This is a genomic window from Pseudomonas sp. A (genome assembly GCF_056270345.1).
In genome coordinates this window covers 2,881,230-2,896,729 of sequence record NZ_CM149873.1, presented here as the reverse complement: position 1 = coordinate 2,896,729, position 15,500 = coordinate 2,881,230, and the positions used below count along the sequence as shown (strand labels likewise).

Annotated in this window: 10 protein-coding genes; 6 read left to right on the top strand and 4 right to left on the bottom strand. The window is 65.2% G+C overall.

Annotation, left to right across the window (positions count from 1 at the left end; genetic code table 11):
* Positions 1-83 precede the first annotated feature (83 nt).
* The 3 genes from glgX (at position 84) to AC0MAZ_RS13155 (ending at position 4,715) form a co-directional block, all read left to right on the top strand.
* Complete coding sequence (gene glgX / locus AC0MAZ_RS13165; protein ID WP_475861351.1) at positions 84-2,237, top strand: glycogen debranching protein GlgX; 2,154 nt, start codon at positions 84-86, stop codon at positions 2,235-2,237.
* Positions 2,238-2,535: 298 nt separating this feature from the next.
* Positions 2,536-3,318 carry an endonuclease/exonuclease/phosphatase family protein gene (locus tag AC0MAZ_RS13160; protein ID WP_254464663.1) on the top strand — a complete coding sequence of 261 codons (783 nt, stop codon included), beginning with the start codon at positions 2,536-2,538 and terminating at the stop codon, positions 3,316-3,318.
* Positions 3,319-3,638: 320 nt separating this feature from the next.
* On the top strand, positions 3,639-4,715 hold the full coding sequence (locus AC0MAZ_RS13155; protein ID WP_232855908.1) for an autotransporter domain-containing protein: 1,077 nt from the start codon (positions 3,639-3,641) through the stop codon (positions 4,713-4,715).
* 149 nt (positions 4,716-4,864) lie between these two features.
* On the opposite strand, the gene glgB is transcribed toward AC0MAZ_RS13155, so the two are convergent.
* The 3 genes from glgB to AC0MAZ_RS13140 form a co-directional block, all read right to left on the bottom strand.
* A complete protein-coding gene (glgB, locus tag AC0MAZ_RS13150; protein WP_475861349.1) occupies positions 4,865-7,075 on the bottom strand; it encodes a 1,4-alpha-glucan branching protein GlgB in 2,211 nt (736 codons plus the stop codon).
* Positions 7,076-7,232: 157 nt separating this feature from the next.
* Complete coding sequence (gene treS, locus AC0MAZ_RS13145; RefSeq protein ID WP_475861347.1) at positions 7,233-10,550, bottom strand: maltose alpha-D-glucosyltransferase; 3,318 nt, start codon at positions 10,548-10,550, stop codon at positions 7,233-7,235.
* 152 nt (positions 10,551-10,702) lie between these two features.
* Positions 10,703-12,721 carry an alpha-1,4-glucan--maltose-1-phosphate maltosyltransferase gene (locus AC0MAZ_RS13140; protein WP_475861345.1) on the bottom strand — a complete coding sequence of 673 codons (2,019 nt, stop codon included), beginning with the start codon at positions 12,719-12,721 and terminating at the stop codon, positions 10,703-10,705.
* A 138-nt stretch (positions 12,722-12,859) separates the two neighbouring features.
* Here AC0MAZ_RS13140 and AC0MAZ_RS13135 point away from each other — a divergent pair, with 138 nt between their 5' ends.
* The 3 genes from AC0MAZ_RS13135 (at position 12,860) to AC0MAZ_RS13125 (ending at position 13,776) form a co-directional block, all read left to right on the top strand.
* Positions 12,860-13,027, top strand: coding sequence for a hypothetical protein (locus AC0MAZ_RS13135; protein ID WP_475861343.1), 168 nt, complete (start codon positions 12,860-12,862; stop codon positions 13,025-13,027).
* A 103-nt stretch (positions 13,028-13,130) separates the two neighbouring features.
* Positions 13,131-13,370 carry an acyl carrier protein gene (locus tag AC0MAZ_RS13130; protein ID WP_254464659.1) on the top strand — a complete coding sequence of 80 codons (240 nt, stop codon included), beginning with the start codon at positions 13,131-13,133 and terminating at the stop codon, positions 13,368-13,370.
* A gap of 145 nt (positions 13,371-13,515) precedes the next feature.
* On the top strand, positions 13,516-13,776 hold the full coding sequence (locus tag AC0MAZ_RS13125; RefSeq protein WP_254464658.1) for an acyl carrier protein: 261 nt from the start codon (positions 13,516-13,518) through the stop codon (positions 13,774-13,776).
* Here AC0MAZ_RS13125 and AC0MAZ_RS13120 read toward each other — a convergent pair.
* The gene (locus AC0MAZ_RS13120; RefSeq protein ID WP_475861341.1) at positions 13,751-15,421 is read right to left on the bottom strand and encodes an AMP-binding protein; all 1,671 of its coding nucleotides are present in this window, start codon (positions 15,419-15,421) and stop codon (positions 13,751-13,753) included. The genes AC0MAZ_RS13125 and AC0MAZ_RS13120 overlap by 26 nt on opposite strands.
* Positions 15,422-15,500: the final 79 nt, after the last annotated feature.

The following is a 15,500-nucleotide window of genomic DNA, read 5'->3' as shown; positions in this document are numbered from 1 at the left end:
TTGCATGCACCTGTGGGAGCGGGTTTACCCGCGAAGAGGCCCGCATTGACACCCAGGCAACGCCCCGGACCATGAGGACCGCCATGAGCCCCCGCACCCCGAAGAAGACCCGCTCCGTCGCCCCGTCGCGCATCCGCGAAGGCCTGCCCTTTCCGCTCGGCGCCACCTGGGACGGCCTGGGGGTCAACTTCGCGCTGTTCTCGGCCAACGCCACCAAGGTCGAGCTGTGCCTGTTCGATCCCAGCGGCGAGGAGGAAATCGAGCGCATCGAGCTGCCCGAGTACACCGACGAGATCTACCACGGCTACCTGCCCGACGCCCACCCGGGCCTGGTCTACGGCTACCGTGTGCACGGCCCCTACGAGCCCGAGAACGGCCACCGTTTCAACCCCAACAAACTGCTGATCGATCCCTATGCCAAGCAGCTGGTCGGCACGCTGCAGTGGTCCGAGGCGCTGTTCGGCTATACCATCGGCCACCCCGACGCCGACCTGTCGTTCGACGAGCGCGACAGCGCGCCGTTCGTGCCCAAGTGCAAGGTCATCGACCCGGCTTTCACCTGGGGCCGCGACCAGCGCGTGTCGATCCCCTGGGAGCGCACGATCATCTACGAGGCTCACACCCGCGGCATCAGCATGCGCCATCCGGCGGTGCCTGAGCACCTGCGCGGCACCTTCGCCGGGCTTGCCAACGACGAGCTGCTGGCGCATATCAAGGAACTCGGCGTGTCGAGCATCGAACTGCTGCCGATCCACGCCTTTGTCAACGACCAGCACCTGCTGGACAAGGGCCTGAACAACTACTGGGGCTACAACAGCATCGCCTTCTTCGCGCCCCATCCGCGCTACCTGGCCAGCGGCAAGATCGCCGAGTTCAAGGAAATGGTCGCGCACCTGCACGACGCCGGGCTCGAGGTGATCCTCGACGTGGTCTACAACCACACCGCCGAGGGCAACGAACGCGGCCCGACCCTGTCGATGCGAGGCATCGACAACGCCTCGTACTACCGCCTGATGCCCGACGACCGGCGTTTCTACATCAATGATTCGGGCACCGGCAACACCCTCGACCTGAGCCACCCCCGGGTGCTGCAACTGGTCACCGATTCGCTGCGCTACTGGGCCGGCGAGATGCACGTGGACGGCTTTCGCTTCGACCTGGCGACCATTCTCGGCCGCTATCACGACGGCTACAGCGAGCGTCACGGTTTTCTCGTCGCCTGCCGCCAGGACCCGATGCTCAGCCAGACCAAGCTGATCGCCGAACCTTGGGACTGCGGCCCGGGCGGCTACCAGGTGGGCAACTTCGCCCCCGGCTGGGCCGAGTGGAACGATCGCTTCCGCGACACCGTGCGCAGCTTCTGGAAAGGCGACGAAGGCATGCTCGCCGACTTCGCCTCGCGCATCACCGCCTCGGGCGACCTGTTCAACAACCGTGGCCGGCGCCCCTATGCCTCGGTCAACTTCGTCACCGCCCACGACGGCTTCACCCTGCGCGACCTGGTGTCGTACAACGACAAGCACAACGAGGACAACGACGAGAACAACCAGGACGGCACCAACAACAACCTGTCGTGGAACTGCGGCGTCGAAGGCCCCACCGACGACCCGGCGATCAACGCCCTGCGCATGCGCCAGATGCGCAACTACTTCGCCACCTTGCTGCTGGCCCAGGGCACGCCGATGATCGTCGCCGGCGACGAGTTCAGCCGCACCCAGCACGGCAACAACAACGCCTACTGCCAGGACAGCGAGATCGGCTGGGTGAACTGGGACCTGGATGAGGATGGCAAGGCGCTGATGGCCTTCGTCAGGCGCCTGACCCGCCTGCGCCTGGCCTACCCGATCCTGCGCCGCTCGCGCTTTCTGGTCGGCGACTACAACGAGGTGATCGGGGTCAAGGACGTCACCTGGCTGGCCCCGGATGCCAGCGAGATGACCGTCGAGCAGTGGGAGGACCCGCACGGGCGCTGCCTGGGCATGCTGATGGACGGCCGCGCCCAGGTCAGCGGCATCGCCCGGCCGGGCGCCGAGGCAACCATGCTGTTGATTGTCAACGCCTATCACGACGTGGTGCCGTTCACCCTGCCGGCGGTGCCGGAGGGCGACTACTGGAGCTGCCTGGTGGACACCGACCGACCCGAGCTGCGCAAGCCGCAGCACCTGGCGTTCGACACAGTGTTCGAGGTCAAGGGGCGGTCGTTGCTGTTGCTGGTGCTGCAGCGGGAGGAGGAGTGAACCTGCAATGGGCGTTTTCGGTCCTACACTCATGACTTTCAAGGTTTTTGCGATTTTTGGGGATGACCAGTCCAGTTCAAGATTGCCGGGGCTGCTTTGCAGCCCTTTCCGGCCGGTCCGACGCCTCGGCAAGGCCGCTCCTACAGGCGACCGCGTACCCTGTAGGAGCGGCCTTGTGCCGCGAAAGGGTCGCAAAGCGACCCCGGCAAGTCCAAGCCGGACGCCAATTATCAACACTTGAAAGGGCTGGGACCCACAAAGCCCGCTCCCACAACGTGACTTACCAGCAGGAGCCGTCGTGAGCAGTCCAGGTTTCGCCAACGTCAACCAGGCCCCGGCCGTGCATCGGGTCAAGGTGCTGACGGTCAACACCCACAAGGGCTTCACCGCCTTCAACCGGCGCTTCATCCTGCCGGAGCTGCGCGAGGCGGTGCGCAGCACCGAGGCCGACATCGTGTTCCTCCAGGAAGTGCTCGGCAGCCACGACCGCCATGCCGCGCGCTACCCCGGCTGGCCACGGACCTCGCAGTACGAGTTCCTCGCCGACAGCATGTGGAGCGACTTCGCCTACGGCCGCAACGCAGTCTACCCAGACGGCCACCACGGCAACGCGCTGCTGTCCAAGTACCCGATCATCGAACACCGCAACCTCGACGTGTCGATCACCGGCCCCGAGCGCCGCGGCCTGCTGCACTGCGTGCTGGACCTGCCCGGGCAGCGCCAGGTGCATGCCATCTGCGTGCACCTGTCGTTGCTCGAGCGCCACCGCCAGCAACAGCTGCACCTGCTGCGCCGGCTGCTCGACGCCCTGCCCGCCAACGCCCCGGTGATCATCGCCGGCGACTTCAACGACTGGCAGCTGCGCGGCAACCACACCCTCGGGCTGCAGCACGGCCTGCACGAGGCCTTCGAGCGCCACCACGGCCTGCTGGCCCGCACCTACCCCGCGCGCCTGCCGCTGCTGCGCCTGGACCGCATCTACCTGCGCAACGCCGATAGCCACGCACCGAGAATCCTCGGCAACAAGCCCTGGACCCACCTGTCCGACCATCTGCCGCTGGCGGTAGAAGTGCGGTTGTAGCAACGATTCGGCATAGCCGCGAGGCGGTAAATCACCATTATCGATATGCGTCTTTCAAATTTACGCAAATTCAACAAGTTAAATAGTCAAACAGGCATTTTTCGATCCTTTCACGCTTTCTTGACGCAAGCGCCGTCCTCTCCTTAGCTGAACAGTAATCACCAGACGTAAAAACTCGTGCCGGGCCTCTAGCGCGCGCCCTCGTGCGCTCTGCAGAAGGCTGGTGCGCTGGTACCTGTCGCCCCCTGTTCTTGTCGTACAGCTCGTGACATCAGGCCAGGTCTTGGGCTGTTCACTCATACATCAACAGGAGATCCGCCATGAAAAGCACCTCGAATCCCTCGCGCTTCGACGCTTTTTTCTGTGCGGTTTCCACGTCGCTGCTCTTGGCAACCCCGGTGGAAACCTTCGCCTTCGAATCGCAGGAGGGCGAACCCTTCGCCCCTGTCCTGGCGCAGCCCGAGGTGCCACGATTGTCGCTCGATCCGGTCAGCGTCAGCGGCCTCAACCAGGGCCTGCTCAGCGCCTTCTCCGAGCGCATGGGTGAACGTCATGGCCAGCCCGACAGCGACCATATCGCCAGCCAGTGGGCGCAGTTCTTCCCCGGCGCGCCGCGCCCGGGCGCCCAGCCGCCGGCGCAGGTGGAGGCGCCCAGCCAGCAGATGATGATCGGACCGGACTTGTTCGTGCGTGAAACCAGCGGCGGCAACGTGCACCGCGCGGGGATCTTCGTCGGCCACAACAACCTGCAGAGCACCTTCAACGGCATGCGCCCGCTGCTGGGCGACAAGCAGCGCGACGCGGTCAACCTCAGCGGCGAGAGCCTGGGCGTGTACTGGAGCATGACCCACGAGCAGGGCTGGCACGTGGACGCCGTGGCCATGGGCACGCGCATCGACGTCAACGGCCGCTCCCAGGCCGGCCAGCGGCTCGATGACAGCGGCCACGCGATGACCTTCTCGGTGGAGGGCGGCTACCCCATCGGCCTGGGCGCCGGCTGGGTGATCGAGCCCCAGGCGCAGTTGATCAACCAGCAGTTCTTCCCCGGTAGCCAGGTGCAGGAGGAAACCCTGCAGGCCTTCGACAGCCAGCCCAGCTGGAGCGGCCGGGTCGGCGCCAAGCTGTCGGCGCGCTACGAAGTGCGCGGCATGCCCATCGAACCCTATGTGCGCACCAACGTCTGGTACGACTTCAGCAACGCCGACCCGGTGAAGCTGGACCAGGTCGACAAGATCTCCAGCTCGCGCAGCGCCGCCACGGTTGAACTGGGCTTGGGCCTGGTGGCCCGGGTGACGCCAAACGTGGCGCTGTTCGTCAGTGCCGACTACAGCTCCGATGTGGATGACAATGACCTGAATGGGTTGATTGGCAGCCTTGGGGTCAGGATGCGTTGGTAGACGACCACCGCACTCCTGTAGGAGCGGCCTTGTGCCGCGAAAGGGCCGCAAAGCGGCCCCAGGATTTCAGCGTTGATGCATCAATCGCCGGGGCTGCTTTGCAGCCCTTTCGCGGCACAAGGCCGCTCCTACAGGGAGAGAGGAAACCATCAGGCCGGCTTCATCACCAACACCCCCAACGGCGGCAGGTTCAGCGCCAGCGACAATGGCTGGCCATGGCTGGCGATCGCTTCGCTGGCTACCGCCCCCAGATTCCCCACATTCGACCCGGCATACAGCTCGGCATCGCTATTGAGCAATTCTTGCCAGTGCTCGCCAAACGGCACGCCAATGCGGTAACCCTCCCGCGGCACCGGCGTGAAGTTGGCCACCACCAGCAGTGGCTCGCCCTGGCTGCTCCAGCGCAACCAGGCGTACACGCTGTTATGCGCGTCGTCGCCGATCAGCCACTGGAAGCCCTGGGGCTGGCAGTCCAGCTCGTGCAACGCCGGCAGTTCGCGGTACAGGCGGTTGAGGTCGGCCACCAGCTTCTGCACGCCCTGGTGCTCGGAGTACTGCAGCAGGTACCAGTCCAGTTGCTGGTCATGGTTCCACTCGCGCCACTGGCCGAACTCGCAGCCCATGAACAGCAGCTTCTTGCCCGGGTGGGTCCACATGAACGCCAGGTAAGCCCGCAGGTTGGCGAACTTCTGCCAACGATCGCCGGGCATCTTGTCGATCAGCGAATGCTTGCCGTGGACCACCTCGTCGTGGGAGATCGGCAGGATGAAATGCTCGGAATAGGCATAGATCAGCCCGAAGCTCATCTCGTTGTGGTGGTAGGTGCGGTGCACCGGGTCGTTCTGGATGTAATGCAAGGTGTCGTGCATCCAGCCCATGTTCCACTTGTAGGCGAAGCCCAGACCGCCCTGCTGCACCGGCTGGCTGACCCCGGGCCAGGCGGTGGACTCCTCGGCGATGATCAGCGCGCCCGGCGCTTCGTGGGCGGCGACGCCGTTGAGGTGGCGGATGAAGTCGATGGCCTCGAGGTTCTCGCGCCCGCCGTGGCGGTTGGGCACCCATTCGCCGGCCTTGCGCGAATAATCGCGGTAAAGCATCGAGGCCACCGCGTCCACGCGCAGGCCGTCGATGTGGAAGTGCTTGAGCCAGTGCAGCGCCGAGGCCAGCATGAAGCCGCGCACCTCGTTGCGACCGAGGTTGTAGATCAGCGTGTTCCAGTCCTGGTGGAAGCCTTCCAGCGGGTTGTCGTACTCGTACAGCGCGGTGCCGTCGAAGCGCGCCAGGCCATGCTCGTCGGTGGGGAAATGCGCCGGCACCCAGTCGAGGAGCACGCCGATGCCGCCCTGGTGGCAGGCATCGACGAAGAAGGCAAAGTCCTCGGCGCTGCCATAGCGCGAGGTCGGCGCGAACAGCGACAGCGGCTGGTAGCCCCAGGAGCCGCCGAAGGGGTGCTCCATGATCGGCATCAGTTCGATATGGGTGAAGCCCAGCTCCTGCACGTAGGGCACCAGGCGCTCGGCCAGCTCGCGCCAGTTGTAGAAGCGCGCGACTTCGCCGGCATCGTCCAGCTCGCAGCGCCAGGAGCCGACGTGCAGTTCGTAGATCGACAGCGGCGCGCTGTAGGCATGCCGGTGGGTGCGCTGCTCCATCCACTGGCCATCGCGCCAGTCGTGGGCCAGGGCACCGGCCACCTTCGAGGCGGTGCTCGGCGGCAGTTCGGTGGCACGGGCCAGGGGGTCGGCCTTGAGTGGCAGCACGCCGTCCGCGCCCAGTACTTCGAACTTGTAGGTTTCGCCCACGCCGAGCCTGGGCACGAACAGCTCCCACACCCCGGCACCGTGGCGCAGGCGCATGGGGTGACGGCGGCCGTCCCAGTTGTTGAAGTCGCCTACCACCGACACTCTCCGGGCATTGGGTGCCCACACCGAGAAGCACACGCCCGCGACGCCTTCGACAACGGTGGGCTGGGCGCCGAAGCGCCCGGCCAGGTCGCGGTGGTTGCCTTCGGCGAACAGATGCATGTCCATGTCGCCCAGTTGCGGGCCGAAGCTGTAGGGGTCCTCGGTCACCTGCTCGCCGCCGGCCCAGCCGATCTGCAGCAGGTAGGCCTGTGCCTCATCGAGGTGCGCGGTGAACAGCCCCGGCACGCTGCCCTGCACCATTTCGGCAAGCACTTGCCCATCCTGGCGCGTCAGCAGTCGTGCATTCAGGGCATTGGGCAGGAAAGCGCGGACGAACAGGCCGCCCGCACCGTCGCCATGGGGACCCAGCACGGCAAATGGGTCGGCGTGCTCGGCGCGGACCAGGGCGTCGAGGTCCCGTTGCCGAAGGCCGCCGTTGTCACGCGTGGTTGCATTCATCTCACTGCCCCTTATCAAATTATTCAATGCTGCCCATCCGGGCCCCTGTGGGAGCGGGCTTGCCCGCGAAGCAGGCGTCTTGGTACATGGCACCGGCTTTGCCGGTGTTCGCGGGCAAGCCCGCTCCCACAGAGATTCGTGTTCAACCTGGAATGGCTCACCCCTCCCCCCAGGTACTGATCAGTCCATGCAGACCATGCAAAGGCACGGCCAGCCAGCTTGGCCGGTTTTCGGCTTCATAGGTGATTTCGTAGGCGGCCTTTTCCAGGCAGAACAGCTCCAGCGCGGCGCGCTCGCCCTCGGCATGCTGCCAGGCGTGGGGCATGGCGGCGGTGGCCAGCCCGTAGGCTTCGACGAAGGCGTGACGCGACTGGTGCAGGTACTGCCGGGCGACCCGCTGCCGGGCCTGGCGCGCCGCGTCGGACAGGTCGACCGCCGAGGCGCTGCGCAGGATCATCGCAGCAGCATAGTCGAAGGAACGCAGCACGCCGCTGACATCCTTGTACGGGCTGTGTTTCGCCCGGCGCTCGTCCAGCGGGCGCGCCGGCTCGCCCTCGAAATCGATCAGGTAGGCGTCGCCCTGCACCACCAGCACCTGGCCCAGGTGCAGGTCGCCGTGCACGCGCATCAGCAGGCCGCCCCGGGCCTGCCGGGCGAGGTTGTCGACGTGCTGCTGCAGGCCTTCACGCTGTTGCTGCAGGTCGTCGACCAGGGCCTGGCTGTCGCGGTCCAGGGTGTCGCGGTGCTGGGCCAGCAGGTCGAGGGCACGGGTCAGGTCGACGCTGGTCTGCCGGCTCCAGCGCTCGCTGTCCTGGGCATCGCTCGGACGAGACTGGAACGCCTTGTCGTCGCTCGGCGCGGCCAGCAGCAGATGCATCTCGCCCAAGCGTTGGCCGAGCAAGGCGGCGAAGCCGGTCAGCTCGGCCAGGGCATCGGTATGCGCCTCCTGTTCGACGCTACCCGGTTCCATCTGGTCGCGAATCGCCCGTTCCAGGGTGTTCTGCGTCCAATCCCAGGCGTCGCCCTGGTTGCTCAGGTAGCCCTGGGCGATCATCAGCAGATGGGGCTGGCCACTGTCATCGACACGGCTGACCCAGGCCAGCAGGGGCGAGATATTGGCAAAGCCCGCAGCGGTCAGGTAGGCGCTCATCTCAAGCTCCGGATGCACCCCCGGGTTCACCCGGCGGATCAGCTTGAGCACCAGGCTGCCGCCGACCACCACCGAGCTGTTGGACTGCTCGGCGCCCAGGTAGCGCACCTCGCTCTGCTCATCGAGCTGCAGCGCGGCCAATGCCTCGGTGCGATGGAAATGCAGCTCGCCCAGGCCATCGCCACAGGGCAGGCGCAGGCCCTCCTGGCAGCCCTTGAGCACGGCGCGAATGAACGGTTCGAGCACGAAGGCGTCGGTAATCAGCCCCACCTGACGGCCACGGCGCACCCGCGACAGCGCCAGTTGCTGAGGCAGCGCCGCGTTGATCTGCTCCTCCGGCAGCAGGCCGAAGGGCAACTGGTAGTGAGTGACGACGCCCTCGCTGTACACCTCCAGCTCGGCGAGCAGCACCGGCAGCGCCGTGGTGGCGAAGCGCACGCCATAGCTCAGGCGTACCTGGTCAATGGGCCCTTCCTTGCCGGCAAACCAGCGGCGCTTGGGCAGGTATTGCGGCAGGATGGCTGCCTGCAAGGTCTCGCGCGATGGCGACTCGAGCAGCTCCTCCATGCGCTTGCGCAGCACCAGGGTGGTCAGCTCGGGCAGACCCTCGGCAGGCTGGACATGCCAGCTTGGCATGCGGTCGTGGCTGGCCAGCAGGAACCAGTAGAAACCATAGGGCGGCAGGGTCAGCAGGAACGGCAGCTGGCCGATGGGCGGGAAGGCGCTGCCGCCGAGCATTTCCACCGGCACCTTGCCGGCGTACTGCGACAACTCCAGTTCCGCCGCCTGGGCCGCCCGCGAGACATTGGCCACGCACAGCACAATCTCGCTGTTGCCGTCGGCATCGGTGTATTCGCGGATATAGGCGAGAATCCGTCGATTGCTCGGCGTCAGCATCTTCATGCTGCCCCGGCCAAAGGCTTTCTGCTGGCTGCGCACCGCCAGCAGGCGGCGGTTCCAGTTGAGCAATGAATGCGGGTCGTGGGCCTGGGCCTCGACGTTGATGGTCTGGTAGCCGTACAACGGGTCCATGATCGGCGGCAGCACCAGGCGTTGCGGATCGGCCCGGGAGAAACCGCCGTTGCGGTCCGGCGACCATTGCATGGGCGTGCGCACGCCGTCGCGATCGCCCAGGTAGATGTTGTCGCCCATGCCCAGCTCGTCGCCGTAGTACAGGGTCGGGGTGCCGGGCATCGACAGCAGCAGGCTGGTCAGCAGTTCGATGCGCCGCCGGTCGCGCTGCAGCAGCGGCGCCAGGCGCCGGCGGATGCCGAGGTTGATGCGTGCGCGGCGGTCCTCGGCGTAGTAGTTCCACAGGTAGTCGCGCTCGCGGTCGGTGACCATCTCCAGGGTCAGTTCATCGTGGTTGCGCAGGAAGATCGCCCATTGGCAATTGGTCGGGATCTCCGGGGTCTGGCGCAGGATATCGGTGATCGGGAAGCGGTCCTCCATGGCCAGGGCCATGTACATGCGCGGCATCAGCGGGAAGTGGAAGGCCATGTGGCACTCGTCGCCGTCGCCCTCGCCGAAGTACGGGCGGGTGTCCTCCGGCCACTGGTTGGCCTCGGCCAGCAGCATGCGGTCGGGGTAGTTGGCGTCGATCTCGGCGCGGATGGCCTTGAGCACGGTGTGGGTTTCGGGGAGGTTCTCGTTGTTGGTGCCGTCGCGCTCGATCAGGTACGGGATGGCATCCAGGCGCAGGCCGTCGACGCCGATGTCGAGCCAATAGCGCATCACGCCGATCACCGCTTTCAACACCTGTGGGTTGTCGAAGTTCAGGTCCGGCTGGTGCGAGTAGAAGCGGTGCCAGAAATACTGGCCGGCGACCGGGTCCCAGGTCCAGTTGGACTTCTCGGTGTCGAGGAAGATGATCCGTGTGCCGTCGTACTTTTGCTCGTCGTCGGACCACACGTAGAAGTCCCGGGCCTTGCTGCCGCGCCTGGCGTGGCGGGCGCGCTGGAACCAGGGGTGCTGGTCGGAGGTGTGGTTGATGACAAGCTCCGTGATCACCCGCAGGCCGCGCTTGTGGGCCTCGGCGATGAAGCGCCTGGCATCGGCGAGGCTGCCGTAGTCCGGGTGCACGGCCTTGTACTCGGCGATGTCGTAGCCGTCGTCGCGCCGGGGCGAGGGGTAGAACGGCAGCAGCCAGAGGGTGTTGACGCCAAGTTCGGCGATGTAGTCGAGCTTGCCGATAAGCCCTGCGAAATCGCCGATGCCGTCGTTGTTGGAATCGAAGAACGATTTCACGTGCAACTGGTAGATCACCGCGTCCTTGTACCACAGCGGATCGTCGATGAAGGCTGCCGGGCGGGAACGCTTGGCCATGTGCGACTCCTTTCAATTGCAGATTTGCTTTCTCGGCCTTGCGCGATCCCTGTGGGAGCGGGTTCACCCGCGAAGCAGACACCGCGGTGCATGGCACCGGCTTTGCCGGTGTTCGCGGGTGAACCCGCTCCCACAGGGATCGTGCAAGACCATCACTGGGCCCTTTCAATGCGCCAGATGCCAAACGGCTGGTACCACGGTTCGATGCGCATCCACTGGGTCTTGCCATGCCAGGTCCAGCGGTGGCCATTCATCAGGTCCTCGCCCTGGGTATCGGCGTTGTCGTCCAGCCCCAGCTCCCACAGCGGCAGCTCGAAACTGGCCTCCTGGGCGTTGTACGGGTCGAGGCTGATGGCCACCAGGATGACGTTGTCACGCTCGGGCGTGCGCTTGGCGAAGTACAGGATCTGATCGTTCCAGCAGTTGAGGAACATCACCCCCAGGTGGGTCTGCAGGGCACGGTTCTGCCGGCGGATGCGGTTGAGCTGGGCGATCTCGGCAACGATGTTGCCGGGCTGGGTGAAATCGCGCGGGCGGATCTCGTACTTCTCCGAATCCAGGTACTCCTCCTTGCCCGGCAGCGGCGTGCCTTCGCACAGCTCGAAGCCCGAGTACATGCCCCACAGGCCCGAACCCAGGGTTGCCAGCGCGGCGCGGATGAGAAAGCCGGGGCGGCCCGAGGTCTGCAGGAAGTACGGGTTGATGTCCGGCGTGTTGACGAAGAAGTTGGGCCGGTAGCACTGGCTCCACGGCGGCTGGTTGAGCTGCTCGAAGTATTCGCGCAGCTCCTGTTTGCTGTTGCGCCAGGTGAAGTAGGTGTAGCTCTGGGCGTACCCGACCTTGCCCAGGCGCGCCATCATCGCCGGGCGGGTGAAGGCCTCGGCGAGGAAGATCACCTCGGGGTGGTGGCTGCGAACATTGGCGATCAGCCATTGCCAGAACGGCAGCGGCTTGGTGTGCGGGTTGTCGACGCGGAAGGTCTTCACGCCCTCCTCCACCCAGCCGACCACCACATCGCGCAAGGCCAGCCACAGGCTCGGCACCGATTCGGGGGCGTAGAAGTCGACGTTGACGATGTCCTGGTACTTCTTCGGCGGGTTCTCGGCGTAACGGATGCTGCCGTCGGGGCGCCAACTGAACCAGCCGGGGTGCTCCGTGAGCCAGGGGTGGTCCTGGGAGCACTGGATGGCGAAGTCCAGGGCGATCTCCAACCCATGCTCGGCGGCGGCGGCGACCAGCCGGCGGAAGTCCTCGCGGCTGCCCAGCTGTGGGTGTATGGCGTCGTGCCCGCCCTCGGGGCTGCCGATGGCGTAAGGGCTGCCGGGGTCGCCGGGCTCGGCCTGCAAGGCGTTGTTGCGGCCCTTGCGGTGCTTCATGCCGATGGGGTGGATCGGCGGGAAGTACAGCACGTCGAAGCCCATGTCGCGGATCATCGGCAGGCGCTGGTGCACGTCGTCGAAGGTGCCGTGGCGTTCGGCATCGTCAGTGATCGAGCGCGGGAACAGTTCGTACCAGCTGGCGAACAGCGCCGCCTCGCGGTCCACATCCAGGGGAAACTCGCGGCTGCGGGTGAGGTAGCTGCGGTGCTCGGCCTCGGCCATCAGCTGGGCCGCCTCAGGGTGCAGCAGCAACATCACCTGGTCATCCACCGGCAAATCCGGCAGGCGCTGTTGCAAGCTCTCGAGTTGCTCGCGCAAAAGCCCGTCGCTGCGCTCGATGCCCTGGCCCAGCAGCAGCCGGCCCTCCTCCAGTTCGAGTTTCACGTCCACACCGGCGGCGTACTTCTTCTCCAGGTCATGGCAGTAGGTGGCGAAAGGGTCGATCCAGGCCTCTATGCTGAACAGGTGCAAGCCCAGATCGGTGGGGGTGAAGTCCGCCAGCCACAGGTCGTTGCCCGGCGAGTGCATCGCCACGCAGTGCCAGCGCCGGCTGTGGGCCTGGCGCCAGTTCAGGCTCACCGCCAGGCGGTCGTGGCCATCGCTGTAGACCTTGGCCGTCACCTCGACCTTGTGCCCGCGCACCGCCTTGGCGGCGAAGGTGCCACCGTCGAGCACCGGGCTTGCGTCCTCGATCACGATGCGCGGCGCCAGCAGCGCCTGGGACAGGCTGATGGCCTGGTCCGGGTGATCGTTGGCCATGGGCACGCTTTCGAACGGCTCTTTACCAGACATCGACCTGCTCCCCTGGACTGGTGGCGGTAAGGGTTCAGAGCCGTGATCGGGCGCGGGGGTTCAAAAAAAATGAGCGTCGGGCGCAGGCCTGGGTCAAAGCCTGCGACACCTCTTCATTCATCCCGCGAGGCCAGGCCCATGAACATTCCCATTCCACCGGAGACACCCGACCCGATCATCGACGACCCGGCCCTGCCGCCGCCGCTGCCCGAGGAGGATCCGGACGAGCAGCCGATCAAGCCGACCCTGCCGCCGACCGTGGGCGACCCGCCGAGCGAGGAGCCGCCGGTGAAAGGTAGAGGATAGACAAGGTGTGGCGGGATAGATGGGGCCACCTGATATTTCTGCCAGTATCAAAGCGCGCTCCATAAGCCTACAACGCTCATATCACTTATATGAGGACGGTGGTATGACACAGGTTGAAGAACGACTGAAGAAAGTCATCGTGGAAAAACTTGGTGCTGAAGCAAGCAAAGTCATTCCGCAGGCAAACTTCAAAACTGACCTCTTGGCGGACGATTTGGATATGACTCAAGTATTCATTGCCACCGAAGAAGAGTTCGAAATCACTTTCGATGAGGATCAGATCGAAAAAATCGAAACGATGAGGGATCTCATCACGCTTATTAATAAAAAATCCAAGAAATGATCTTTTCGAACCAATGAATGTCCCGCACCTGTGCGGGACACTCCAATCACAACCCAGACAATCGCACACCTGGTATTTTTACCAGTAGCACAATCTCCCAGCGCCGCGTACAGAGAGACTCTCCTCTCTGACGGCAGCCCCAGGCATGCGCTCGCGCCTCTACATCGCCTTCCACCTGCAATGGATCCTCGCCGGCTTCCTCGAACAGAGCCTGCACCGGATCCGGCCGAACATCGCCATGGACGAACTGGGCGCCGACAGTTTCGACGTGGTGGAACTGCAAGCCATCGTGGAGGAGACATTCGGCATCTTCATCCCCCACCAAATCCAGACGTACACCACCTTTGCCGAGCTGATCGACCTGGTCTACAAGGCGATGCCTAGCCCCCCAGTTCCTCCACGCTGATTTCGCGCATCCGAAACTTCTGCACCTTCCCCGTCACCGTCATCGGAAACTCATCGACAAAACGGAAATGACGCGGCGCCTTGAAATGCGCCAGCCGTGCCTTGCACCACTGCTGCAGTTCCTCGGCACTGGCGCTGTGCCCGGGGTGCAGGCGAATCCACGCCACCACCTCCTCGCCATACTTGCTGCACGGAATCCCCACCACCTGCGCCTCGGCCACCGCCGGGTGGGTGTGGAAGAACTCCTCAAGCTCGCGCGGATAGATGTTCTCGCCACCGCGAATGATCATGTCCTTGTTGCGCCCGACGATGCGCACATAACCGTCATCGTCCATCACCGCCAGGTCGCCGGTGTGCATCCAGCCGGCCGGATCGATGGCGTCATGGGTGGCCTGCAGGTTGTCCCAGTAGCCGAGCATCACGCTGTAGCCCCGGGTGCACAGTTCGCCGATCTCGCCCCGGGCAACGATGCGCCCGTCGGCGTCCACCAGCTTGGTCTCCAGCTGCGGCTGGGTGCGGCCCACGGTGGTCACGCGAAGCTCCAGGCCGTCGTCGGGTCCGGTCTGCAGCGACACCGGGCTGGTCTCGGTCATGCCATAGGCGATCTGCACCTCGGCCATGTGCATCTGCTCGATGACCTTGCGCATCACCTCGATCGGGCAGGTGGCGCCGGCCATGATGCCGCTGCGCAGGCTGGACAGGTCCAGCGCGGCGCGGCTGGGGTGGTCGAGCATGGCGATGAACATGGTCGGCACGCCATAGAGGATGCTGGCCCGCTCCTCGGCCACGGCGCGCAGGGTGAGTTCGGCGTCGAAGGCGTCGTTGGGGTAGATCAGGGTGCTGCCGTGGGTGATGCAGCCGAGATTGCCCATGACCATGCCGAAACAGTGGTACAGCGGCACCGGGATCACCATGCGGTCCTGCTCGGTCAGGCCCAGGCTCTCGCCGACCATGTAGCCGTTGTTGAGCAGGTTGTAGTGGCTCAGGGTCGCGCCCTTGGGCGCACCGGTGGTACCGGAGGTGTACTGGATGTTCACCGGCTGGTCGAACTGCAGGCCCTGCTGCCGGGTCTCGTAGGCGGCGAGTTCCACCTGCCCTGCCCGCCCGGCCAGCGCGGTCCAGGGCAAGAAGCCCGTGGGCGGCTCGACGGCCAGGCTGATCACTCCGCGCAGATCGGGCAGACGCTCACTGGCCAGCTCGCCCACGGCATGGGCCGCCAGCTCAGGTACCAGTTCCTGCACCATCGCGTGGTAGTCGGAGGTCTTGAAGGCATCGGCGCACACCAGCCAGCGGCAGCCGGACTGGCGCAGCACGTATTCAAGCTCGCCCACCCGATAGGCCGGGTTGATATTGACCAGGATCGCGCCGACCTTGGCCGTTGCCAATTGCAGGATGCACCACTGGGCGCAGTTGGGCGCCCAGATGCCGACCCGCTCGCCCACCTCCACGCCCAGCGCCATCAAGGCCCGGGCATGCACATCGACCTCGGCGGCCAGCTCGCGCCAGCTGTAGCGCAATCCCTGGTGGCGCACCACCAGCGCCTCGCGCTCGCCATGAAGGGCGACGGTGGCATCGAAGGCCTGGCCGATGGTCAGGGTGAGCAATGGTTTGTCTTGACGGCCGCGCGTGTAGCTTGGTTGAGGCATGGTTGTCCCTTCTTGTGGTTGTTCTGGGCATGACTGAAGCAGGCGGCAATTACTCTGGCGCAGATTTACGTTTACGTAA